General features: G+C 58.2%; 21 protein-coding genes. 10 read left to right on the forward strand and 11 right to left on the reverse strand.

Annotation, left to right across the window (positions count from 1 at the left end; all coding sequences use genetic code 11):
* The first annotated feature begins 10 nt into the window (after positions 1-10).
* From AUC61_RS02980 to AUC61_RS03015, 8 genes are all read left to right on the forward strand, one after another.
* Positions 11-811: a carbon-nitrogen hydrolase family protein gene (locus AUC61_RS02980; protein WP_243244393.1), complete on the forward strand. Its 801-nt coding sequence runs from the start codon at positions 11-13 to the stop codon at positions 809-811.
* Between the two features lie 197 nt (positions 812-1008).
* Positions 1009-3291: a pyrroloquinoline quinone biosynthesis protein PqqF gene (gene pqqF / locus AUC61_RS02985; RefSeq protein WP_422765013.1), complete on the forward strand. Its 2283-nt coding sequence runs from the start codon at positions 1009-1011 to the stop codon at positions 3289-3291.
* Between the two features lie 153 nt (positions 3292-3444).
* Positions 3445-3516 carry a pyrroloquinoline quinone precursor peptide PqqA gene (gene pqqA, locus AUC61_RS02990; protein WP_008365141.1) on the forward strand — a complete coding sequence of 24 codons (72 nt, stop codon included), beginning with the start codon at positions 3445-3447 and terminating at the stop codon, positions 3514-3516.
* Between the two features lie 97 nt (positions 3517-3613).
* Positions 3614-4525 (forward strand): pyrroloquinoline quinone biosynthesis protein PqqB, encoded by a 912-nt coding sequence (gene pqqB / locus AUC61_RS02995; RefSeq protein ID WP_243244395.1) that lies wholly within the window; start codon positions 3614-3616, stop codon positions 4523-4525.
* 45 nt (positions 4526-4570) lie between these two features.
* Positions 4571-5326 (forward strand): pyrroloquinoline-quinone synthase PqqC, encoded by a 756-nt coding sequence (pqqC, locus tag AUC61_RS03000; protein ID WP_099268493.1) that lies wholly within the window; start codon positions 4571-4573, stop codon positions 5324-5326.
* Positions 5323-5598, forward strand: coding sequence for a pyrroloquinoline quinone biosynthesis peptide chaperone PqqD (gene pqqD, locus AUC61_RS03005; protein ID WP_122663989.1), 276 nt, complete (start codon positions 5323-5325; stop codon positions 5596-5598). The genes pqqC and pqqD overlap by 4 nt, the downstream gene beginning before the upstream one ends.
* A complete protein-coding gene (gene pqqE / locus AUC61_RS03010) occupies positions 5570-6757 on the forward strand; it encodes a pyrroloquinoline quinone biosynthesis protein PqqE (protein ID WP_422764914.1) in 1188 nt (395 codons plus the stop codon). The genes pqqD and pqqE overlap by 29 nt, the downstream gene beginning before the upstream one ends.
* Positions 6723-8567: an alpha/beta hydrolase family protein gene (locus tag AUC61_RS03015; protein ID WP_243244397.1), complete on the forward strand. Its 1845-nt coding sequence runs from the start codon at positions 6723-6725 to the stop codon at positions 8565-8567. Before pqqE ends, AUC61_RS03015 begins: the two co-directional genes overlap by 35 nt.
* A 118-nt stretch (positions 8568-8685) precedes the next feature.
* On the opposite strand, the gene AUC61_RS03020 is transcribed toward AUC61_RS03015, so the two are convergent.
* The 10 genes from AUC61_RS03020 to AUC61_RS03065 form a co-directional block, all read right to left on the reverse strand.
* On the reverse strand, positions 8686-9315 hold the full coding sequence (locus AUC61_RS03020; RefSeq protein WP_243244398.1) for a glutathione S-transferase: 630 nt from the start codon (positions 9313-9315) through the stop codon (positions 8686-8688).
* Between the two features lie 145 nt (positions 9316-9460).
* A complete protein-coding gene (locus AUC61_RS03025; RefSeq protein WP_243244399.1) occupies positions 9461-10474 on the reverse strand; it encodes a FecR domain-containing protein in 1014 nt (337 codons plus the stop codon).
* Positions 10471-10989, reverse strand: a complete 519-nt coding sequence (locus AUC61_RS03030; RefSeq protein ID WP_243244400.1) for an RNA polymerase sigma factor — start codon at positions 10987-10989, stop codon at positions 10471-10473. Before AUC61_RS03030 ends, AUC61_RS03025 begins: the two co-directional genes overlap by 4 nt.
* A gap of 326 nt (positions 10990-11315) precedes the next feature.
* Complete coding sequence (locus AUC61_RS03035) at positions 11316-13742, reverse strand: TonB-dependent receptor (RefSeq protein WP_243244401.1); 2427 nt, start codon at positions 13740-13742, stop codon at positions 11316-11318.
* Positions 13743-13993: 251 nt separating this feature from the next.
* A complete protein-coding gene (gene etfB / locus AUC61_RS03040) occupies positions 13994-14800 on the reverse strand; it encodes an electron transfer flavoprotein subunit beta (protein WP_243244402.1) in 807 nt (268 codons plus the stop codon).
* Entirely contained in the window at positions 14790-16010 is a 1221-nt protein-coding gene (gene etfA / locus AUC61_RS03045) for an electron transfer flavoprotein subunit alpha (protein ID WP_243244403.1), read from the reverse strand. Before etfA ends, etfB begins: the two co-directional genes overlap by 11 nt.
* Positions 16010-17956, reverse strand: coding sequence for a dimethylglycine demethylation protein DgcB (gene dgcB, locus AUC61_RS03050; RefSeq protein ID WP_243244404.1), 1947 nt, complete (start codon positions 17954-17956; stop codon positions 16010-16012). The genes etfA and dgcB overlap by 1 nt, the downstream gene beginning before the upstream one ends.
* Before the next feature lie 270 nt (positions 17957-18226).
* Positions 18227-20287, reverse strand: coding sequence for a dimethylglycine demethylation protein DgcA (dgcA, locus tag AUC61_RS03055; RefSeq protein ID WP_243244405.1), 2061 nt, complete (start codon positions 20285-20287; stop codon positions 18227-18229).
* 15 nt (positions 20288-20302) lie between these two features.
* Positions 20303-20833, reverse strand: coding sequence for a DUF5943 domain-containing protein (locus AUC61_RS03060; RefSeq protein WP_187521455.1), 531 nt, complete (start codon positions 20831-20833; stop codon positions 20303-20305).
* Positions 20834-20927: 94 nt separating this feature from the next.
* Positions 20928-21905, reverse strand: a complete 978-nt coding sequence (locus tag AUC61_RS03065) for a dipeptidase (protein WP_243244406.1) — start codon at positions 21903-21905, stop codon at positions 20928-20930.
* Positions 21906-22148: 243 nt separating this feature from the next.
* Here AUC61_RS03065 and AUC61_RS03070 point away from each other — a divergent pair, with 243 nt between their 5' ends.
* Both AUC61_RS03070 and AUC61_RS03075 read left to right on the forward strand, forming a co-directional pair.
* On the forward strand, positions 22149-22559 hold the full coding sequence (locus AUC61_RS03070) for a lysozyme inhibitor LprI family protein (RefSeq protein WP_243244407.1): 411 nt from the start codon (positions 22149-22151) through the stop codon (positions 22557-22559).
* Between the two features lie 60 nt (positions 22560-22619).
* The gene (locus AUC61_RS03075; protein ID WP_243244408.1) at positions 22620-23039 is read left to right on the forward strand and encodes a DUF3010 family protein; all 420 of its coding nucleotides are present in this window, start codon (positions 22620-22622) and stop codon (positions 23037-23039) included.
* A 206-nt stretch (positions 23040-23245) separates the two neighbouring features.
* On the opposite strand, the gene gabP is transcribed toward AUC61_RS03075, so the two are convergent.
* Entirely contained in the window at positions 23246-24637 is a 1392-nt protein-coding gene (gene gabP, locus AUC61_RS03080; RefSeq protein ID WP_243244409.1) for a GABA permease, read from the reverse strand.
* Positions 24638-25015 lie beyond the last annotated feature (378 nt).

Below are 25015 nucleotides of genomic sequence, written 5' to 3' on the forward strand. Positions count from 1 at the left end.
AGGCTCGACCATGCGCATCGCCGTTTACCAATGCCCGCCATTGCCACTGGATATCGGCGGCAACCTGCAACGTCTGGATGATCAGGCTCGGGAGGCGGCGGCCATTGGGGCAGAGCTACTGGTGTGCCCGGAGATGTTCCTCACCGGTTACAACATTGGTGCAGAGGCAGCACGCGCATTGGCGCAGCCCAGCGATGGCTTTGCGGCGGGTGATATTGCCGCGATCGCCAAGGGTTACGGTATTGCGATCCTTTACGGGTATCCAGAGTTGGGTGCTGACGACCTGATCTACAACTCGGTGCAACTGATCGACGGCCACGGCAAGACCCTCTGCAACTATCGCAAGACGCATCTTTACGGCGAACTGGACAAGGCGATGTTCAGCCCCGGCGAGGACCGCTTCCCGATTGTCGAGCTGGACGGCTGGCGATTGGGCTTTCTGATCTGTTACGACGTGGAGTTTCCGGAAAACACCCGACGCCTGGCTCTGGAAGGTGCCGAGTTGATCCTTGTGCCAACGGCCAACATGGCACCTTATGATTTTGTCGCCGAAGTGACTGTGCGTGCGCGGGCTTACGAGAATCAGTGCTACGTGGTTTACGCCAACTACTGTGGCAGCGAAGGCGACATTCATTACTGCGGACTAAGCAGCCTCTGCGCCCCGGACGGCAGCCGCATGGCCGTGGCGCAACAGGATGAAGTGCTGATCTGGGGCACGCTGGATCGACAGGTGATGGAGCAGTCGCGGTCGATCAATACCTACTTCAAGGATCGGCGGCCGGGGTTGTATCTGGGGTTGGGCGAAGGCTGACAGCAGGCCTTGTCGGAGATACAAACAGCAAATGGAAATGCACTTCCTGTAGGAGCTGCCGAAGGCTGCGAAGCATTTGTCCTGAAACACAGCCATCGCAGCCTTCGGCAGCTCCTACAGGCCGACTGTTTGCCGCGAGACCGCGCGATGCCATAAACAAGTAATTCCGCTAGCATGACCCGATCACGTCACCCGGAATACCCATGCCTGCCTCCCCCACCACCGAATACCTGACCCTCGCCAACGGCCTGAACGTCGTGCTGTGCCATGCGCCACGGCTCAAGCGCTGCGCCGCTTCGTTGCGGGTGGCGGCGGGGAGTCATGATGTATCAACGGCATGGCCGGGGCTTGCGCACTTTCTGGAACATCTGTTCTTTCTCGGCACCGAGCAGTTTGCCGGGGACGAAAAGCTCATGGCCTTCGTCCAGCGTCACGGCGGGCAAATCAATGCCAGCACCTGTGAGCGCACCACCGATTTTTTCTTCGAACTGCCAGAACCGGTCTTCGCCCAAGGCCTGGAACGCCTGTGCGACATGCTCGCTCACCCGCGGATGACCATGGCCGATCAACTCCGCGAGCGCGAAGTGCTGCATGCCGAGTTCATCGCCTGGTCGCGCGACGCAACATCGCGTCAGCAAATACAGTTGCTGGAGCACGTATCGGCCCACCACCCTCTACGCGCCTTTCATGCAGGCAATCGCTACAGTTTGCCGGTGCCGCGTCCGGCGTTTCAGCTGGCGTTGCAGGATTTTTATCAGCGGTTTTATCAGGCAGGGCAAATGATCTTGTGCCTGACGGGCCCTCAGTCGCTGGAGGAGCTAAAACGGCTGGCAACGACGTACGGCTCGGGCTTCGCCAGTGGCGTAAAGGTTGCGCAAGATCAGCCGCCGAAGCTGGTTGATGATGAACACCGGATACTTGTCAGTGCCAATCAGCAACTGCTTGTGGCCTGTGAGGATTTACCTGAGGGAGCAGACGAGGCCGCTGCATTTTTGTGTCATTGCCTGAATGGCAGCCGGGCGGAGGGCGTGGTTGATGCGTTGAAGGCGGAAGTGGTTTATCAGTTTGCTGGTCAGATTTTGATCAAGGTCGACGCAATCGCGAGCAAGCTCACTCCTACAGATGAATCACCGTTTCCTGTAGGAGTGAGCTTGCTCGCGATGGCGTCGGCACTGACACAAAACCTCAAAACCCATTGGCCAACCCTGCGCGACGACTACAACCGCCTTCAGCAACGACAACTGGATGTCAGCGGCCCACTGGAACTGGCGCACCACCACGCCCGCAACTTGCCGCAAGGCTTGTCCGGGCAAGGCTGCACAGCGCTGATCGCATTGCTTGAGCAGATTCAACCAGGCACACACACCTCAGAAATCCACTGGCAATTCCCGAAACCCAACCCGTTCCTGACCGTACCGAGTAACGGCTACGAAGGAGCGCTTTATCTGCGCTGGCATCTACCGTCCCCACAACCCACGCTGTGGCGAATGTTTGATCAGAGCTTTAAATCCCTGGCGCAGGATGCGAAGCAAGCAGGCGTCAATCTTGAGTTCAGTGCGTACGGCCATTACTGGCAACTCAAGCTCAGCGGCCTCGACGCACCGATGCCCGAAATCCTCAAGCATGCGTTACAAAAACTCAGCGCTCCAGAAGATGCAGACCTGGCGCGCTTGGGCCAACCGAGCGATGAAGCTGCCCTGATTCCAATCCGGCAGTTGCTCAAAACCCTGCCCGATTGCTATCTGAATGCCGCGCCCGCTGACGAGATCAGCGATGTTCAGACCTTCTGGTCAGCAACGCAGTGGATCAGCTTCACGTCAGGCGTTGCACAAGGAACGCTCCCTGCGCTGAACAGCGTCTTACGCAGTACGCCGGGCCAGCGAAACGAGCAGACACTGCGAGCGCCAGCGCTGGCACCGGGTAAACACTGGCAAGCCGGCGCACCGCCGTCCTCAGAAAGCGCCGTGCTGTTGTTCTGCCCCACGCCCTCTTCTTCCATCGCCGACGAAGCTGCATGGCGATTACTGGCTCATCTGGCACAAGGTCCGTTCTACCAACGCCTAAGGGTCGAGTTGCAATTGGGCTATGCGGTTTTCAGCGGCTTGCGGCAAATCGCCGGACAAACGGGAATACTCTTCGGCGTCCAGTCGCCTAATACCTCAGTGCCGCAGCTGATCGAGCACATCGAACAGTTCCTGAACGATTTACCTCAGTGGCTAAATAGCGCCGACCTTGCCGTTCAGACTGAAGCATTGATCGCGCAGCTGGACGTCAACGTCATGCAAACCCCGCAAGCAGCCGAGTTGCACTGGCAAGCGCATCTGGCTGGCCGTGACGAACAGTTCCTGTCCGCACTGCATGAAACATTACGAAACCTCGACAGGCACACTTTGTTGCAGGCCGCTGCTAGCCTTCAACAAACAGTGGGCGGCTGGCTCTGCCTGACAAACAGCCCGCAAAACCCTTGGCACGCAGCTTGATCGTTACCAAAGCTGCAAAAGCTTTGTTCACGAATCCGACAGCCAGAATTTGTTAAATTAAGTAACATAGCTTCCTAACCATCGAACGTATGCCTTCGCAGGTGTACTAACGATTTACCACCCACCGCTGCAATCACCCAGAAGGAGTCTCTTATGTGGACTAAACCTGCTTACACTGATCTGCGTATCGGTTTCGAAGTCACCATGTACTTCGCAAGCCGTTGATTACAACGCGGTGCAAAGCCTCGGTTCGCCGGGGCTTTTTTTATTGATAAGTCGTCTTTTTTCTTGAAGTTTTTCATGCCTCGCCCATGGAGCTGACATGTACATCCAGATTCTAGGTTCCGCTGCTGGCGGCGGCTTCCCACAGTGGAACTGCAATTGCGTGAACTGCGCAGGTTTCCGCGACGGTAGCCTGCGGGCCCATGCCCGGACTCAATCGTCCATCGCGCTGTCCGATGATGGCGTTAACTGGGTACTGTGCAACGCTTCTCCAGACATCCGCGCACAGCTGGCCGGTTTTGGCCCGATGCAACCAGGCCGAGCCCTGCGCGACACCGGGATCAGCGCGATCATTCTCATGGACAGCCAGATCGATCACACCACCGGCTTGCTCAGCCTGCGCGAAGGCTGCCCGCATCAAGTCTGGTGTACCGATATGGTTCACGAAGACCTGAGCACCGGCTTTCCGCTGTTCAACATGCTCAAGCACTGGAACGGCGGCCTGGTCTGGAACAGGATAGAACTCGAAGGCAGCTTTGTGATTCCTGCCTGCTCTAACCTGCGCTTCACGCCATTCCCGTTGCGCAGCGCCGCTCCGCCCTACTCGCCACACCGTTTTGATCCGCACCCTGGCGACAACATCGGCTTGATGGTTGAAGACCTCAAGACCGGCGGCAAGCTGTTCTACGCACCAGGGCTGGGCAAAGTCGATGACGCGCTGATGGAGAAAATGGTCGCTGCCGACTGCCTGCTGGTAGACGGCACGATGTGGGACGACGACGAGATGCAGCGCCGCGGCGTAGGCACGCGTACGGGCACGGAAATGGGCCATCTGGCACAAAACGGCCCCGGCGGTATGCTCGAAGTACTTGAGCGCCTGCCAAAGCAGCGCAAAGTGCTTATCCACATCAATAACACCAACCCGATCCTCGACGAAGACTCGCCCGAGCGCGCAGAGCTTGCTCGCCGCAATGTCGAAGTGGCGTTTGATGGGATGAGTATTGAGTTGTAAGAGCTGTGAACACTCACAGAGTCATGTGTTGTTACAGGAGCCGACATGAGCGAAGCAACGCCGCTGTCCCCCGCTGAATTCGAACAGGCCTTGCGGGCCAAAGGCGCGTATTACCACATCCATCACCCGTACCACGTGGCGATGTATGAAGGCCGTGCCACCCGCGAACAGATTCAGGGGTGGGTCGCCAACCGCTTCTATTACCAGGTGAACATCCCGCTCAAGGACGCAGCCATTCTGGCCAACTGCCCTGATCGCGAGATTCGTCGTGAGTGGATTCAGCGTCTGCTGGATCACGATGGAGCGCCCGGTGAAGACGGCGGCATTGAAGCCTGGCTGCGCCTGGGACAAGCCGTTGGTCTGGATCCTGATCAGCTTCGCTCGCAGGAGCTGGTCCTGCCCGGCGTGCGCTTTGCCGTGGACGCCTATGTCAATTTCGCCCGCCGCGCCAACTGGCAGGAAGCCGCCAGCAGCTCGCTGACCGAGCTGTTCGCCCCGCAGATCCACCAGTCCCGGCTGGACAGCTGGCCGCAGCATTACCCGTGGATCGATCCGGCTGGCTACGAGTATTTCCGTACCCGGCTGGGCCAGGCGCGTCGCGATGTAGAACACGGCCTGACGATTACACTGCAGCACTACACCACATACGAAGGCCAGCAGCGCATGCTGGAAATCCTGCAGTTCAAACTCGACATTTTGTGGAGCATGCTGGACGCCATGAGCATGGCCTACGAGCTGAACCGCCCGCCGTATCACAGCGTGACCGACCAGCGTGTCTGGCATAAGGGGATAGCCCTATGAGCTTCGATAGACAACAAGTCCCGAGCTGGCGTCGAGGCTATCGTTACCAGTTCGAACCCGCGCAGAACGGCCATGTGCTGCTCTACCCGGAAGGCATGATCAAACTCAATGAAAGCGCCAGTGCCATTGGCGGCCTGATCGATGGCAAACGTAGCGTGGCCGCGATTATTGATGCACTGAACGAGCAGTTCCCAGGCTTTCCCGAGCTCGGCACCGACGTCGAGCAATTCATGGAGGTCGCCCGTGGCGAACACTGGATCGAACTTGCCTGATTCGACACTGATCGACTCAGCCATCAAGATTCCGCCCAAGCCCGAGGTGGGCCTGCCGTTGTGGCTGCTCGCCGAGCTGACCTATCGCTGTCCGCTGCAATGCCCGTATTGCTCCAATCCTCTGGACTTCGCCAAACAGGGCCAGGAACTGACCACCGAACAGTGGTTCAAGGTCATGGCCGAAGCGCGGCAAATGGGTGCGGCGCAGATCGGTTTCTCAGGCGGCGAACCGCTGGTGCGTCAGGACCTGGCAGAACTGATCCGTGAAGCCCGTCGTCTGGGTTATTACACCAATCTGATTACGTCGGGCATTGGTCTCACCGAACAGAAAATCATCGACTTCAAAGAAGCCGGTCTCGACCACATCCAGATCAGCTTCCAGGCCAGTGACGAGCAAGTGAACAACATGCTCGCGGGCTCGAAAAAAGCCTTCGCGCAAAAGCTAGAGATGGCCCGTGCGGTCAAAAAGCACGGCTATCCGATGGTGCTGAACTTCGTTACCCACCGGCACAACATCGACAAGATCGATAAAATCATCGAGCTTTGTATCGCCCTCGAAGCTGATTTCGTCGAGCTGGCGACATGTCAGTTCTACGGCTGGGCACACCTGAACCGCCAGGGCTTGCTGCCCACCAAGGATCAACTGGTTCGCGCCGAGCGGGTCACCAACGAATACCGCGACAAACTGGCTGCGGAGAATCATCCGTGCAAGTTGATCTTCGTGACCCCGGACTACTACGAAGAACGTCCGAAAGCCTGCATGAACGGCTGGGGCAGCATCTTTCTGACCGTGACCCCGGACGGTACGGCGCTACCCTGCCACGGCGCGCGGCAGATGCCGGTGCAGTTCCCCAACGTGCGTGACCACACGATGCAGCACATCTGGTACGACTCATTCGGTTTCAACCGCTTCCGGGGTTACGACTGGATGCCCGAACCGTGCCGCTCATGCGACGAAAAAGAGAAGGATTTCGGCGGCTGCCGTTGTCAGGCATTCATGCTCACCGGCGATGCCGCCAATGCCGATCCGGTGTGCAGTAAATCGCCTCATCACGGGATGATTGTGCAGGCTCGAAAAGAAGCCGAATATGCTACCCAAACAATTGAGCAGCTGGCCTTTCGCAATGACAGAAACTCGCGCCTCATCGCCAAATCCTGACACATTCACAGCAGCCCAGGCGGTCGTCGCCGGAGTCGACTTCGCCGAGCTGGCAGTCAGCCCGCTGGGCTTGTTCTGGAATGAATATCGGCCTGAGGATGGCGCAAGCCGCATCTGGCGCTGGTTCGAAGACAACAAGACGTGTCTTACGCCGGAAGGCTTCAGCGTACGCAGCCGCGTTTATGAGTACGGCGGCGGGTCGTTCTGCCTGACTGAAGATGCGCTGGTGTTCGTCAACGAAAGCGATCAGCAGCTCTATCGCCAGCCACTGGTGTTTGATGAGTTCGAGGGAGAAGGTCTGCCTGAAGCCATCACCACCGGCAAAAAACGCTACGGTGATCTGGTGTTCGCCAACGGACAGATTCTGGCCGTTGAAGAAGACAAAGACATCCACCAACTGGTCAGCATTGACGTCGCCAATGGCAAGCGTCTGGTGCTGGCCAGAGGTGCGGATTTTTACGCATCGCCGACCATGACTGCGGATGGCCAGCGTCTGGCCTGGATTGAATGGCAGAAGCCGCATCAACCCTGGACCAGCACCTTATTGATGAGCAGCAAGCGTCAGGCTGCGGGAGGCTGGTCCGAACCGCGCTGCCTGGCGGGCGATCGCGAAGAAGAGTCCATCCAGCAAGCGCGTTTCGATGCCACGGGTCGGCTGTATTGCCTGAGCGACCAAGGGGGTTTCTGGCAGCCGTGCGTGGAAGGCTCGTTCGGCCTGACCCATCTCAAAGCTTCCGACGCCGACCATGCGCCCGCCCCATGGCAACTGGGCGGGCGCAGTTGGCTGCCATTGCATCATGGCGCCTACCTCGCCACCTGGTCGGAAAATGGTGCCGGCGTGCTGGGCATGCGTGACACCCACGGCACGCTGGAGGATTTCAGCGGCGAGTACAGCCGCTTCCGCAGCCTGGCGCTCGACGATCAATACGTTTATTGCATCGCGGCCTCCGCAACGAGCCCCTCGGCGGTGTTGGCGATCAGTCGTAAAGACCACAGCGTCCAGGTGCTGGCGGGTGGCGTCGCCCCACTGCCGGCTGAACAGATCAGCCGCCCACAAACTTTGCGCTACAAGAGTGGGGACGGTGAAGCGCACGGTTATTTCTATCCCGCCATGAATGCTGTCGGCACGCCGCCGCTGGTGGTGTTTGTGCACGGTGGTCCGACGTCAGCCTGCTACCCGGTGCTTGATCCTAAAATCCAGTACTGGACACAACGCGGCTTTGCCGTGGCCGACCTCAACTACCGCGGCAGCACCGGATACGGCCGTGAGTACCGTCAAAGCCTGCACCTCAATTGGGGGGTGGCGGACGTGGAAGATGCCTGCGCAGTGGTCGCGCATCTGGGTGAGCGCGGGTTGATCAATCCCGAGCAGGCATTCATTCGTGGTGGCAGTGCAGGGGGTTACACCACGTTATGTGCACTGGCCTTCAAGAAAGTATTCCGCGCGGGTGCCAGCCTTTACGGCGTCAGTGACCCACTGGCACTGGGCAAAGCCACGCACAAATTCGAAAGCGACTATCTGGATTGGCTGATCGGCGATCCAGAGGAGGACATCGACCGCTATCACGCCCGCACGCCGCTGCTGCATGCCGCCGACATTCAGGTGCCGGTGATTTTCTTCCAGGGCGAGCTTGATGCAGTGGTCGTCCCCGAACAAACCCGCGCCATGCTGATGGCCCTGAAATCCCGAGGTGTCGTGGCTGAAGGGCATTTTTACGCCGACGAACACCACGGCTTCCGCAAAGCGGTTAATCAGGCCGATGCGCTGGAAAAAGAGTGGGCGTTTTATCGCAAGGTGATTGATGGTTGAGCAACGCTGGTAAGCTGCGAACAAAGGACTTGTAGGAGCTGCCGAAGGCTGCGAAGCGTTGATCCTGACATACCGCTATCGCAGCCTTCGGCAGCTCCTACAGCAAATGCATTCCAAATCAAACCGAAGGCAGTGTCGCCTGCATTGACGGTCTCTGGCTGACTTCAAAGTACCAGTTGGCCAGACGCGGGTAGCGGCTGCGCCATGCCAGGTCCGGCTGGCGGAAGTCTATGTACCCCAGCGCAGCGGCGACGCTCATTGAAGCTACGTCGAAAGACGAACTCAGCTCGGTAATCGCTTCCTGCTCAAAATAACCGAGTGTGCGCTCGATTTTTTCCTGCTGATTATCGAGCCAGAGTTCCCAATGCTTCTCAGCCGGGCGCAATGCGGTTTCATAGCGAATCAACAACGCCGCGTCCAACAGCGCATCCGCCAGAGACGCCAGGGTCAAACGCCGCCAGCGGGCCGAACCTTCGCGTGGGATCAGCGGAATGCCGACGTGCTGATGATCGAGATAGTCGAGGATGACGCGGCTGTCATGGATGACGTTACCGTCCGCGAGGCGCAACGCCGGGATCTTGCCGGCAGGGTTATCGCTGTTCAACTCTGCAACCGGGGCGACAGGCGTCAGGATCGTGGTTTGCAGCGTCACCCTGTCCAGCTGTCCGGTTTCATGCAGTACAAGCAGCACCTTGCGGGCGAAAGGAGATGCCGGGTTGTAGTACAAAGTCATGGTTGGCGCGGACATGGAGGTTCCTCGAATAAGACAGTCCGTCAGACTAGCCAGCGCTACCGACGTCCGCAATATCTGCTTTCAGGACTTGCGAACCAGCAAGCCCCTGATGCTGAGAGCCGTCGCGCCCGCTACAGCGCGCACAACGGACTGTTCGACTCTAGGTCTCAGGTTTCGGAGGTACTTGGGGAGCGGTTTTTTTGACGTCGCTCGCAATCACTTTCGTCCACCACTGGGTACGTTGCTCAACTTGAACAGGAAGAGTGGGCGATAGCGCCTTGAGCGCCAAGTCAGTGTTGGTCAGCGGGAAGCTGCCCGTAATACGCAGATCAGCCACCTCAGGCGCGACGCCGAGATAACCGGCTCGATAGCGACCCAACTCAGCCACCAGATCGGAAAGCCGCGTGTCATCCACCACCAGCATGCCGCGCGTCCATGCATCGGCCCCAGGCTTGAGCGCCAGCATCGGCCCCAGGCCATCACGGGTCATCAGCACCTGCTGACCTTCACGCAGAATCTGCTCACGATCATCACGTTGCGCGTGAGCCGCTACCGCTGATTGCAGCACGCCCAGCAGCGTGCCCTCGTCCTCACGGCGCACGAGAAACCGGGTACCCAGTGCACGCAGGCGACCGTCGCGGGTTTCGACGATAAAGGGGCGCGGATCCTCATGGCTTCCGGTTTCTACGAAGATCTCACCGTCCTGCAGGATTACGCGCCGTTGTGTAGCGTCGAATCTCACATCAATTGCGCTGTGGGTGTTGAGCCTGATCACGGTGTTGTCCGCCAGACGCACCGTGCGCTGTTCGCCTGTTGCGGTGCGCTGATCGGCCAGCCAGTAATCGATCGGCATCAAACGGTTGCCCATGAACAGCACAAGGCCGCAGGCCAGCATCACACCGGCCAGCCCGCCGCCAAACTTGCGCATGCGCCGCAAGGCGCTGTCGTGCGATTGCAGCAATGCGGACCGCGCTGGCGCGGACGTCAGGGAAAACTGATGATCAAGCATGCCCAGTTGTGCCCAGGCACGAGAGTGCTCCTCACTGGCGCGCAGCCACCGGGAGTGTTCATCGCGCTCGTCCTGGCTGCTATTGCCGCAGTCCAGGCAAAGCTGCCAGGCGATAGCCGCCTCCAGCACCGTCGCTGAAACCGGTTTAGAGCTGAAAGCGCTCATAGCGGTTCGCCGTATAACGCCACGTAGCATTGCCGCATGCCTTGCGCCAGATACTGCCGTACGCGTGAAGGAGAAACGCCCAGCCGTTCGGCAATTTCACCGTGGCTCAAACCTTCGAGGCGGTTATAGAGAAATGCAGCACGCGCCTTGCTCGAGAGTTTGCCCAACATGCGGTCAATGGTTTTCAGGTCTTCGAGGATCAACAGTTGCTCTTCCAGAGAGGGTTGCTCAGCTTCCGGGATCAGCATCAGCTCGCTCAGGTACGCCTGTTCAAGCGCCGCCCGACGGAAGTAATCGAACAACAGCCCTTTAGCGATCGCCGCCAGGAAGGCCCGCGGCTCGCGCGGATAATCGAGCTGCTCACGTTTGAGCAACCGCACAAACGTGTCCTGGCTCAAGTCCTCAGCCCGTTGCGGGCAGGCGACATTACGCCGTAACCAGGCGACCAGCCAACTGCGGTGGTCGCGATAGAGGGCGCCAATGAGCTCGCTCTGAGGGCTTGGGGCTGACGACACGAAACGAACCTCGAATAAGGTGCATTAAATAACGAGAACTATTCGCGATTGTCTCAGAGCTGACGGGTAGTGGCAAATGGCACCCGTCGGAAGGGGATTTATAACGTTTGACGCATGCAGCCTGGGAGGCAGGAATTTGGGATCGACCTCGCCCCGCAGGAGCTACCCCGCCGTCCATGGCACCGCACTGTCTCGCGGCACACACTGGACCTGTAGGAGCTGCCGAAGGCTGCGATCGCAGTGTGTCAGGCTAAATGCTTCGCAGCCTTCGGCAGCTTCTACAGACAATGCATTCAATCCTGCATGAGCTCAGGTTTAGAGCAGGGTCAGAACTCCAGCTGCGCCGAGAACGCGACGGTGCGCGGGTCGCCCAGGTAGCTGCTGTTGAGCCAGTACTCTTTATTGGTCAGGTTGCTGACGTTCATGCGCAAGGTCAGATCATTTTCAGACAGGCGCATCCGGTAGCGGGCCCCCGCATCGAACGTCGTGAAGGAAGGCAACTGGTAGTCGTTGTTTACATCGGTGTACTGCTTGCCGGTGTAGAACGCGCCGCCCGTAAGCGCCAGCCCTGGCAGACCATTGATGTCGTACTCGGCATAGACCTTGGCCAACTGCTTGGCAACGTTGGTCGGCGCATTGCCTTCATTCGCCGCAATCTCGGTCTTTTTGACCTGTGGATCAAGGAAGGTCATGCCCCCGACCACGGTCAACTCCGGTATCACCTTACCGGTGACGCTGAACTCCACGCCGTTGTTTTCCTGCTGCCCATCAACCACGTAAACGTTGGCACCGTTGGTATAGGCGTTAGGCTTTTTGATATTGAAGAAAGCCAGTGTGAGCAGCGTCTCGCCAACCGTTGCCTTCGCGCCGATTTCATACTGTTCGCTGATTTCCGGTGCAAAAGCCTGACCGGCGTTGATCGTGCTCGAAGGCGCAACACCGCCCGACTGGAGGCCTTCGATGTAGGTGGCGTAGGTTGTCAGCCAGGGCAGTGGCTTGTAGATCAGGGAGATGTTGGGCGAAGTCTTGCTTTCGTTGTACTTGGTTTCTGTTTCCGGTGTACCAAACGCTTTCGCGTATACAAACTCGTTGGCGTAAGTCTTGATTTGCGTATTAGTGACGCCAAGAATCGTCGACCACTGCTCGTTGAAGGTGATCACATCACCGATCAGAAAGTTATTGGTCTCTGATGTATTCGCCAGGCGCTGATCGCCATGGCCGATGGAGTAGCCCGGCTTGTCGACTTGTGGAGTCTGGCTGAGCGGTATGGTGCCAACCGGCGATTGGTACTGCGGCCCCGGGAACGGAATATGGTCTTCATACTGGCGTTGGCGCGAGGTGTTGCCCTGATAGCCCATGGTCATCTTGTGCCCGATGGGGCCGGTATCGAACGCAGCATCAAGGAACAAATAGCCGGACTTCTCCTCGGTCTCGATAGGCGCGAACGCATAAAGATTCTGCGCGTAAACGCCGGGCCCGGTGACAGTCGGGCCTGTGTAGGTGTTTTCCGTCGTGTATTGCTGGGCCGAGAATGCAGTGCGCAGGGTAAACACATCGTTCAGGCGCCACTTGGCTCGCACACCGGCCTTATCGGTTTCGTCATCGGCGAAGCTCCACTTCTGGCTGTACAACTTATCGTTGCCCAGAGATGACGCGCTTGGCCGCCAGGCCTCGTTATTGAAGTACCAGTAGCTGGTGGTGCCACGCATCTCGGACTTCTTGTGCGATGCGTCGAATTGAACCAGCAAGTCATCACTGACGTTCCAGTCCAGCGCCAGGCTGATCATTTCACGTCGACGCTTCTGCATGTCAACCGCGGTTTCGCCGTCCTGAGTCAGGATGTTTACCCGGTAAGCCAACTTGCCTTCGGGGTCGATGGGTCCGCCAAAGTCGCCGTGCAGGTAATAGTTTTCGCCACCCGCATTGCCCAGCGTCACGCTGTTATAGCGCTCATAAGTCGGACGCTTGAGCACATAGTTAACCAGACCACCAGGCGAAGCCGGGCCATACAGGAAGCCGGTCAGGCCGGTAATGATTTCGAGTTGCTCATTCTCTTCGATGTAGTTGCCGCCGTCGGCACCGGTGGTAAAGCGCAAGCCATCGTTAGCGATGTTGAGATTACCCGCAGCGCTGAACCCACGCATGTTGACCGCGCTGGCGTATCCGGCATTGCGCGGTGAATAGAGCTGGGTGAACGGGTTATGTTTGAACACATCATCGAGAGACGTGGCCATCGTATTTTTCAACATCGCCTGAGAGGTGACACTCATCGAGTAAGGCGTGTCTTGAAGCCTCATCCCGCCCAGTGCACCGACGCTGGTGACATTCTCGCTGACATAGCCAGCGGCCTCGGAACCGGAAACCGCTGCACCCGCAGCATTGATGTTTACATCCGGCAACGCCAGCGTGCCTTCCTGCGCCGCCTCCAGATAATAGCCACCGTTGCCATTCTGCTGCACTTGCAGACCCGTGCCACTCAGCGCCTGACGCATTGCGCTACCGGCATCCAGATCACCTTTGACGGGCGCCGAAGTCTTGCCTGAAACCAGAGACGGATCGACGCTCAGCGCCAGCCCGGCCTGACTGGCAATAGCGTTGAGGGTGCTGGCTAACGGGGCCGCTGGCAAATCATAGGCGTGAATGGCGGAACTCTGTTCCGCCGCAATCAACTGTGCACTGGCTATCGAAGAACCAAAAGCGATAGCCATGGCCAACAAAATGGGGCGTAGAAGCGTATCTAGCGGGAGGGACATGGCGGCTACTCGTGAATGGAAGCAATTCTCAGTAACCATGTGCCGAATGAAAAGTGGAAAGTGACAGGGGGCGCTGAAAATAAATTCGAAGAGATGCCATGCCGCGACAGAGCGCTGTCGCCTGGCAACAACGGTTTTGTGAGTTCACCGAGGTTACGAGGCCAGCGATAGCGGAGTGTCAGACAAACCGTGATCGCTGGCCTCGTAACTCGGTGAGCGCCTACAAGATAGGGGTCAACTTGCGGAAGGGTTTACCGCACCACGCCTTCTTCGATCAGTAACTTGAGGATCGCCTCCGCGCCTGCCTCGGGCGTGCCACCCTTGAGCACTTGCCCACCGCCACCGCTGGCTTTGGCTGTTGCAGCTTTCATGCGGTCTGCGCCGCTTTTGGCTTTGATGACTTTCAAGCGTTTGGGCCGGGGTTTGGCCGGTTGCAGGGCCGAGCCGCCGAGCAGCTCATCATTGATGATTTCCACCTGTTCGGCTGCTAGCGTGCCGCGCTGTCCGGGGCCGTAGGCGCTTTGCCGGGGCTTGGGCGCGGCGTTATCCACAGTCGCCATAAAAGGCAGGCGCACCTTCAACCGCCGCCGCTGGCCACGGGGTAATGCCTGCAAAACAAGGGCAGAGCCGTTATCCAGCGACTCCACCTCAGCCAACCCCACGACCAACGGCCAGCCAAGGTTTTCCGCGAGCAGGAACGGCAACATGCCCGAGCCTTCGCCGGTTTCTGCCTGGCTTCCGGTGAGCACCACTTGTACCCCCGACTCACGGATGTAATCCGTCAAGGCAGGCAATGCATCGGCGTTTTCCGGCTGCTCCAGCACATGCAGCTCGTCCAGCCCCATCCCCAGATAAGCCCGCAATGCAGGCTCTTCGGCATTTCCTGCATGCAGCACATGCAAGTTATCCCCAGCCAGTTGCAAGCCCAACTCAACGGCGCGAGCATCCTGTTCGGCGCGACGTGAACGCCCCGACGTAGGGTGCGCGCCGATGGATACCAGGCTGATGACGTGCAGCGCAGCGTTATCCACAGAGGAAGCAGTTGGCTTAGGCCGCATCTTGTTTTGCTCCATTGCGATGGATTTCCACGGCTTCGATCAGCGCCTTGAGGATTGCAGCGCTGTCGCCGATCACAGAAAGATCGGCGCGCTTGATCATGTCGCAACCTGGGTCCAGATTGATCGCCACCACCTTGTCGCAGGCGCCAATGCCTTGCAGATGCTGGATTGCACCCGAAATACCCACCGCTACATAAACCCGCGCCGTGACCCAGGTGCCGCTGGCCCCGACCTGACGATCGCGAGCCATGAAGCCATCATCCACCGCAACACGGGAGGCGCCTTCAGTGGCACCCAGCGCCGCAGCGGTTTGATGGAACAAATCCCAGTCCTTGACGCCGTTGCCCCCCGAAAAGATGAACTCCGCTTCCGCCATCGGAATCATGGACGGGTCGACGGCGACAGCGCCCAGGTCTTCAATCCGGGGCAGGCTGCGCGCGACGCTTGTGGATAACTCAACCGGCAGCGCTTCATGACGGGTTTCACTGACCGGTTCAGCGCATTCCACAGCGGCCAAAATCAAGCGTGCCAAAGGCCTCACCAGATCCTGCTGCCCAGCTCCTGCCCGGCCTATGCATTGCTCATCGTTAACCTGCCAGACACGCGTGGCGGGGCGCTCGCCCAGGCTAGCGGCAAACCGGCGACCCAACTCACCACCACCGCTGCGGCTATCCGGTAATAACCAGTGTCTAGGGTTGAACTGGTTATCCACAGCTCGCAGGCCCTGAACACGTTGCTCCGGTGAATAACCGCTGAATTCGTTACCTTCGAGTGTCAGCAGGCGATCAACGCCTGCCGTCGCAAAAGCGCTCTCTTTGTGCTCGCCAAATACCACGGCGAGTACCGCGCCGTTCTGGCCAGCGAGCTGATGAGCAAGGCCCAGAAGGTCTCGGTCGTGACTGCTCAAACGCCCGCCCACCATGTCTGGCACTACAGCGATATAGAAAGCCGGTTCTGGCACTTGATGCAGCGGCAACTGCACTTCGGCTGCTGCTGAACGTTTCACCGCCCCGCCTTGCTGAGCACCGCTGCGGTCAATTCTCTTGAGCCCGTTAGGACCGATGAAACCGATGCCGTGCACGTTTTTGCGCATCACGCCATTTGGCCCCATCCAGCTGGTTTGCGCTGGCTGCATCGCGGCATGCAGTGGGTGCAAGCGGTTGCGGGCAATCCACTCGGCACGCGGATCGCGGCGAATAATGTCGCTCATCAGTGCACCTCCGCAGGTTCACGTTTTACTGGCGCAGATTTGCTGGGGATAACTTCTTCCTGCAACGCGTCGGCGACCAATTCGACGATGTCTTTGATCAGAGGTCGCGGCTCGACCACACCTTCGAGCATCGCGGTGCATTGCGGGCAGCCGACCGCCACCAGCTCCGCACCGGTTTCGCGGATGTCTTCCATGCGCATATCGGGGATACGTTGCTTGCCGGGAATATCAGTGATCGGCGCACCGCCGCCGCCACCGCAGCAACGGGAGCGGAAACCGGAGCGCTGCATTTCCTTGACCTCGATGCCCAGCGCACGCAACACCTCACGCGGGGCTTCGTATTCACCGTTGTAGCGGCCCAGATAACACGGGTCGTGATACGTCACGCTGGAGCCCTTGTGCTGGCCCAGATTCAGCGCGCCGCCTTGAATCAATTCAGCCATGTAGGTGCTGTGGTGTTGCACGAGGTAGTTGCCCTCGAACGCGCCGTACTCGTTTTTCAGCACATGGAAACTGTGCGGATCGCAGGTGACGATGCGTTTGAAGCTGTATTTGTTAAGGGTCTGAATGTTGCGTCTGGCGAGCATCTGGAAAGTCGCTTCGTCACCTAAACGCCGCGCTACGTCGCCACTGTCCCGCTCTTCAAGACCGAGCACTGCGAAGTCGACTTTGGCCGCTTTCAAGACTTTGACGAAGGCGCGCAAAGTGCGTTGGTTACGCATATCGAAAGCGCCATCGCCCACCCAGAACAGCACATCGACCGTTTGCTTGTCGGCCAGCACATTCAGGTTCAAATCCGCCGCCCAGTTCATCCGTCCGCCCGGTGCGAACCCACCCGGGTTGTCAGTGGCGATCAGGTTTTCCAGCACTTCAGCGCCTTTGTTGGGTGTAGCGCCCTTCTCGAGTGTCAGGTGACGGCGCATATCGACGATGGCGTCCACGTGCTCGATCATCATCGGGCACTCCTCAACGCATGCCCGACAGGTGGTGCAGGACCACAGGGTTTCAGCGTCTACCAGGCCGTTGACGATGGGTTGATGGGGGTTACCGCTGTGCTCGCCGATGGCTTTGCCGGGATAAGGGCTGCCGGCGAATTTGGCGTCGGTGCCGCCGGCCAGTCCGACAACCATGTCCTGAATCAGCTTTTTCGGGTTCAGTGGCTGACCGGCTGCGAATGCCGGACATGCCGCTTCGCACTTGCCGCACTGCACGCAGGCGTCGAAACCCAGCAGTTGGTTCCAGGTGAAATCCTTGGGTTTTTCTACGCCGAGCGGTGCAGTTTTGTCATTGAGGTCGAGCGGCTTGAGGCCGGTTGAACGACCACCGCCGAAGCGTTCGGCGCGACGGTGCCAGGCCAGGTGCAATGCACCGGCAAAGGCGTGCTTCATCGGGCCGCCCCACGTCATGCCGAAGAACATTTCCGACACGCCCCACAGGCATCCCAGGCCCAGCAGCGCGACCAATACCCAGCCGCCAAAGTCCTGCGGCAGAATCCCCGCGACCGGCAGCGTGACCAGAAAGAAGCTGACGGAAAACGCCATGAGGCTTTTTGGCAGGCGCATCCACGGGCCTTTCGACAGCCGAGCCGGTGGGTTAAGGCGGCGCAGGAACATGAAGATCGCGCCGACAAACATTAAGGTCGACGCCAGCAGCAGGGCATAACCGAGGATGCGGCTGTGCAGGCCAAAACCATGCACCACAATCGCCAGCAATGCCGACAGCACAAAGCCCAACGCCGTTGCGACGTGAGTATTGGCGATGTATTTGTCCCGGGCCACGACATGGTGCAGATCGACCATATAGCGCTTGGGCATGGCCAACAGCCCGCCGAGCAGGTCGACGTTAGAGGCTCGGCCATTGCGCCACATATTCACCCGCCGCACAGCCCCAAGGACAGCAAGGCCCAGAGCAGCGAACAGCAGGATCGGAAGCAGTGTGTTCAGCATGTGAAGCTCCTACGGCGCTCGGTCCGACAGAGGTCATCGGTCTCCTGTAGGAGTGAGCTTGCTCGCGATCCAGTGCGCAGCGCTGGCAATGGATTCAAATTCAAACCCGACTGAAGGCCGTTCCGGCCTTATCGCGAGCAAGCTCACTCCTACAGGAGGATTCGGTGTTTCCTGTGGGAGCCGGGCTTGCCCGCGATACAGGCGCTGCGGTGTATCAGGTAAACCGCGTCATCGTTCATCGCGGGCAAGCGCGCTCCTACAGAATCACCATCAGAAATCCTTACAGAGACGCAAGCCGTCGTAGATCGCCGCGTGGGTATTACGCTGTGCCACGCAGTCACCGATACGGAACAACAGGTACCCGTCACCCGGCTCGCTCAGACACGGTTGCGGCTGAATGGCGAACAAGGCTTCGATATCGATCTGGCCCTTGTTGCGCGAGTCGGCTTTCAACGCGTAATACAACTCTTCATCAGGACGCACGCCGTTTTCGACGACCACCTGATCCACCACCCGCTCTTCTTTCGCACCGGTGTATTCGTTCTCCAGCACCGCCACCAGCTTGTCGCCTTCGCGATAGACCTTCTCCAGCATCATGTCGCCGGTCATGATCACTTCTTTCGGATACATGCTGCGGTAGTAAGTCGGGAACGAAGTACCGCCAATCGCAACGCCCGGCTTGATGTCGTCGGTGACGATTTCTACCTGGCAGCCTTTGTCGGCAAGGAAGTCAGCCGCCGACATCCCGGTGAACTCACAGATGGTGTCGTAAACCAGCACGTTCTTGCCCGGCGCGACCTTGCCGTCGAGGATGTCCCAGCTGCTGACCACCAAACCTTCAGCGGCGCCCCAATGTTCGTTCTGCTCCAGAAACGGATGACCGCCCACCGCCAGCACGACGATGTCCGGACGCAGATCCATGATGGTTGCCGGATCCGCCGCAGTACCCAGACGCAGATCGACTTTCAGACGCGCCAGCTCCAGCTGGAACCAACGGGTGATGCCTGCAATCTGGTCACGTTGCGGGGCTTTCGAGGCGGTGGTGATTTGCCCGCCGATAAACTCTTTCTTCTCGAACAAGGTCACGTTATGACCGCGCTCGGCCGAAACCCGCGCAGCTTCCATGCCCGCAGGCCCGGCACCGACGATCACCACCTTGCGATTCGGCCCGGTGGATTTTTCGATGATGTGCGGCACGCCCATGTATTCACGGGAGGTCGCGGCGTTCTGAATACACAGTACGTCGAGGCCCTGGTATTGGCGGTCGATGCAATAGTTGGCACCCACGCATTGTTTGATCTGGTCAACCTGGCCCATCTTGATCTTGGTGATCAGGTGGGGGTCAGCAATGTGCGCACGCGTCATGCCGACCATGTCGACATAACCGCCCTCAAGAATCCGCGTCGCCTGGTTCGGGTCCTTGATGTTCTGCGCGTGCAGCACAGGTGCCTTGACCACTTCTTTGATACCGGCGGCCAAATGCAGAAACGGCTCCGGTGGATAACTCATGTTCGGAATAACGTTGGCCAGCGTGTTGTGGGTATCGCAACCAGAACCGACCACGCCGATAAAGTCGATCATGCCGGTCTGGTCGTAGTACTTGGCGATCTCTTTCATGTCCTCGTGGCTGAGGCCGTCAGGGTGGAATTCGTCACCACAGATACGCAGGCCCACGCAAAAGTCAGGACCGACTTCCTTGCGCACTGCCTTGATCACTTCCAGGCCAAAACGCATGCGATTTTCGAAGCTACCGCCCCACTCGTCGGTACGCTTGTTAACCCGCGGGCTCCAGAACTGATCGATCATGTGCTGGTGCACCGCCGACAGTTCAACACCGTCCAGACCACCCGCTTTGGCCCGCGCCGCAGCGCTGGCGTAGTTGCCGATCACCCGCCAGATTTCTTCCGGTTCGATGGTTTTGCAGGTCGCACGGTGCACCGGCTCGCGGATGCCAGACGGCGACATCAGTGTTGGCCAATGATCGCCATCCCAACGAGAGCGACGGCCCATGTGGGTAATCTGGATCATGATCTTGGCGCCGTGCTTGTGCATGGCGTCAGCAAGGTTCTGAAAGTGCGGGATGATCTTGTCGGTCGCCAGATTGACCGACTTCCACCAGCCTTGCGGGCTGTCGATAGCGACGCTGGAAGAGCCACCACAGATCGCCAGGCCAATCCCGCCCTTGGCCTTTTCCTCGTAGTACTTCACGTAGCGGTCGGTGGTCATGCCGCCATCGGTGGCGTAGACCTCGGCGTGCGCAGTACTCAGTACACGATTGCGTATGGTGAGTTTGCCGATCTGGATAGGCTGAAACATCGCTTCGAAAGCCATAACAGGTTCCTCGACTTACAGCGGCTTGACGATGAACAGGCCGTCGTCATGGCCTTCTTCAGAACCGCCATACACTTGCTCGGCCACGGTGCGAATCGGGCTGCCTGCTGCGGCCAGAATCTGATCCATCGCACCGGCGAACCACCCGGTGAACATGTAATCGACCTTACGGCCGACTTTGCCGTAGACGTACACAAAGCAGGAGTGCTCAAGCTTGACGCTGGCGGTGCCCTTTTCCAGATCAATGTCCTGGATCTTGAACAGGCCCCAGCCGCGTTGCGACAGACGCTTCATGTAGTGCTCAAAAACCGCGACACCTTCCAGACCGTGGCATTCAGCTTCTTTTTCGCACCAGTGCCAGGCGGATTTGTAGCCAGCTTTGTAGAGAATTTCGGCGTAAGCATCAGCGCCCAGTACTTCTTCGATGCCCATGTGATTGTTGACGAAAAAGTGCCGTGGCACGTACAGCATCGGCAACGCATCGGAGGTCCAGACGCCAGTTTCGCTGTCGACTTCGATAGGCAGTTGCGGGGCGATTTTAGCCATGGGGTCAAACTCCAGATGTTCGGGGTACGCCCACTGCGCGAAATGGCAGTGGGGGTGATCAATTCAATTAAGGTTTTGCTCGTGATCGGGGGTGTTACTCGCCCCACACATCTTTGAGCACGTTGACCCAGTTCTCGCCCATGATCTTGCGCACCGTGCGCTCGGAATGGCCGCGCTTGAGCAGGGTCTCGGTCAGGTTCGGGAACTCGCCAACCGTGCGGATACCCAGCGGGTTGATGATCTTGCCGAAGCTGGTCAGGCGGCGGGCGTAGCCCTTGTCGTGGGTCAGATACTCGAAGAAGTCCTGACCGTGGCCCTGAGTAAAGTCGGTCCCGATACCAATCGCGTCTTCGCCGACAATGTTCATGGTGTATTCGATGGCTTCGGCGTAATCGTCGATGGTCGAATCAATGCCTTTGGCCAGGAACGGCGCGAACATGGTCACGCCGACAAAACCGCCGTGATCAGCAATGAACTTGAGTTCTTCGTCAGACTTGTTGCGCGGGTGCTCTTTAAGACCCGAAGGCAGGCAGTGGGAATAGCAGACCGGCTTTTTCGATTCGAGGATGACTTCTTCTGAAGTCTTGGAGCCGACATGGGACAGGTCGCACATGACGCCGACACGGTTCATTTCAGCGACGATTTCACGACCGAAACCGGACAATCCGCCGTCACGCTCGTAGCAGCCGGTGCCCACCAGATTCTGGGTGTTGTAGCACATCTGCACGATACCCACGCCGAGCTGTTTGAAGATCTCGACGTAGCCGATCTGGTCTTCATAAGCATGCGCATTCTGGAAGCCGAAGAGGATGCCGGTCTTGCCCAGTTCTTTCGCCTTGCGAATGTCGGCGGTAGTCCGCACCGGCATCACCAGGTCGCTGTTTTCGCGCATCAGCTTCTGGCTTTTGCAGATGCTGTCGATGGTCGCCTGAAAGCCCTCCCACACCGACACAGTGCAGTTGGCCATGGTCAGACCGCCTTTGCGCATGTCTTCGAACAGCTCACGGTTCCACTTGGCGATGATCAGCCCGTCAATAACGATGCTGTCGGCGTGTAATTCGGCTGGGCTCATCAGGCTGTCCCTTTATATAAGTGCTGATTAGGTACTGGTGCGTCGAATCGTATGCCGACGCTATTGGGGCCAGCATATGCCTGAGGGTCGAGCGAGCCGGGTGCAAAAACGACAGGGGGTTTGCCGAAAGCGTCAAGAAACGACAAAGGGCGACAGGACGCTACTGACGTGCATCTCGCCAACCTGTTCTTTAGAGCGCGCTTAGGCCAGAATCCAGCTCATCAAATGGAGTGGAGAGACTCGATGAACAAGGTTTGCCTGGCTTTGCTTCTTTTAGCGTCCGGCATCGCTGGCGCCCACGCAGCACAAAACCCGGACGTATCCCCATGCGACGGTGTAGAAGAGGACCAACAAACGCTTGAGTGCTCGAAGTACAGCCGGGACACGGCGGAAGAATTGCTGAAAGAAAATTTCCAGAACCTGTTGCAGCGGGTTAACACCCAGTTCGGCGCGAACAAGTCGCAAGCCAACGCTTTCGCCGAAAAACTCAAGGCTGCCCAGCTGGCGTGGGAAAAACTTCGCGATGCCGATTGCGCAGTGGAAGTATTCCCGGCTGCGGCTGGCAGCAAGGCTTTCAACATCGCCCAGAACGACTGCCTGGCGCGGACCAGCGACGAGCGCTCCGAGTATCTGGAATCAATCGCGCAGGAATGAACACCGCAATGAGCTATGGTGTCTGCCTTCTAACCAAGGCAGTAACTTAAAGGCTCTTTCATGATTATTTGTGGTGTGGAAATCAAAGGCAGCGAGGCTATTTTTGCATTGGCGACCCGCCAGCAAGGCGGCCTTGAGCATGTCCCCCTGGCGACCAAGAAGCTGGCACTCGAAGATGACGACGAGTCCGCCAACGTCAAAGCTTTCGCGACTCAGATCGCCAGTTTCGTGCGCGAAAACGGTATCAGCCACATCGTCATCAAGAAGCGCAGTAAAAAAGGCGAATTCGCCGGTGGCCCGACCACCTTCAAGATCGAGACAGTTTTTCAGTTACTGCGCGATTGCGAGGTCACCCTGCTGTCACCGCAAACCATCAACGCGCAAAACAAGAAACACAACTTCGACCTGCCTGCTTCGCTGAACAAATATCAGCACGAGGCTTACAAGGCAGCGTGTTCGGGACTAATGAAAAACCTGTAGACGTGCACGCATAATCTGTAGGAGTGAGCTTGCTCGCGATAAGGCCGGAAGGGCCTTAAATCGAATTCAGGTTCAAACTTTTACCAGCGCTTCGCACTGGATCGCGAGCAAGCTCACTCCTACAGGTGGAAACGCTCACAGGACAAATACAAACGGCCGCGATCATTGCTGATCGCGGCCGTTTTTGTTTGCAGCAGGTCAATCGGTCAGTTCAGTACTGCCTTGCCAGCCCGCTCGCCCTTGCGACGCCGGGAAACCAGAACACCGGCGGCAATCACCAGAATACTGAGCAAGCCCGTCGCGATGATCTCCACGCGGTGCGACTCCTGAACCAGCATGATGCCCAGCACGCCGACGATGAACACAATCACCGCCCAGGTCAGGTACGGGAACAGCCACATCCGGAACGACAGGGTCTCACCCGCTGCAATGCTCTTCTGACGCATACGCAGTTGGGAAACCGCGATCACCAGATACACCAGCAGTGCGATTGCACCGGAACTGGCGAGCAGGAATTCAAACACGGCAGCCGGAGCCACATAGTTAGCGAATACCGTCAGGAACGCAGCCGCAGTGGACAGAATGACCGCCCAGTAAGGCGTGCCGCTTTTACTGGTACGCGTCGATACCGCCGGGGCGTCGCCGCGCTTACCCAACGAGAACAGCATGCGCGAGGCGGTGTATAGCGCTGAGTTCAGGCAGCTTGTTACCGCAATCAGTACCACGATATCCACAATCAGCTTGGCGTTTGGAATGCCCATCATGTCCAGCACGGTCTGATAGGAACCCACTTCAGCCAGGCGCGGGTCGTTCCACGGTACCAGCGAGACCACGATGAAGATCGAAACCAGATAGAACAGGCAGATCCGCCAAATCACTGAATTGGTGGCCTTGGTGATCTGTTTTTCTGGATTCTTCGATTCAGCCGCAGCGATGGTGACGATTTCGGTGCCCATGAACGAGAACATGGTGGTCAGCATGGCAGCCAGCACAGCGCCCATACCGTTAGGCAAAAAGCCCTGGGTATCGAACAGATGGCTGACGCCGCTGACCTGGCTGTTGGGCAGCAGGCCGAAAATAGCCGCCACGCCCAGCACTACAAAACCGATGATCGCCAGCACTTTGATCAAGGCGAACCAGAACTCGAACTCACCGTAATTCTTCACGCTGAACAGGTTGGTTACCGTGAGCAGCAGGGTGATGACCAATGTGAACACCCAGATTGCGATGTTCGGGAACCACGCATGCAGGATCGTTGCGGCAGCGTTGGCCTCCAGCGGGATGACCAATACCCAGAACCACCAGTACAGCCAACCGATAGTGAAACCGGCCCAATGCCCGATAGCGCGATCAGCATATGTCGAAAACGACCCGGTATCCGGCGCCGCTACTGCCATTTCAGCCAACATGCGCATGACCAGTACCACCAGCGTACCGGCCGCCGCATAAGCCAGCAGAACTGCTGGACCGGCTTCGGCAATCGCATGCCCGGAACCGACAAATAGACCGGCGCCAATGACACCAGCAATGGACAGCATGGTGATGTGCCGAGGTTTGAGCCCCTGATTGAGCTCTGAAGCATTAGGGATGCTGCTCATAAAACTACCTTTGCGTGCGGAGCGACTGCCTGACCGTCTCCGTAAAAGGAAAGAAACGGGGCGTTTTTTATTCTTTACGCAAGTTCTGCGCCAGAACAGTTCAAAAACGACGTCGCTTATGGAAACGTTAGTGCTAGAGCTAACGGATTACTCTTGGGAAGAATCGTTTCAGCTGGTCAGTGACACGTTTTGTTACCGATGTGCACAGCGCCTCAGTAGAAAAACGCACCAAAAATACACAAAACGCCTAAGCACGCACTATCGGAGTGCCAGACTTAAATGTGAGGGAAAAAGAAGCACAAAGTGACAGGACGGATCAGGCAGTTGATTGCTCTCTTAATACATCCATAGCAAATATTGGACTTGTAGGAGCTCACC

The sequence above is a fragment of the Pseudomonas maioricensis genome, assembly GCF_022790535.1.
GTDB lineage: Bacteria > Pseudomonadota > Gammaproteobacteria > Pseudomonadales > Pseudomonadaceae > Aquipseudomonas > Aquipseudomonas maioricensis.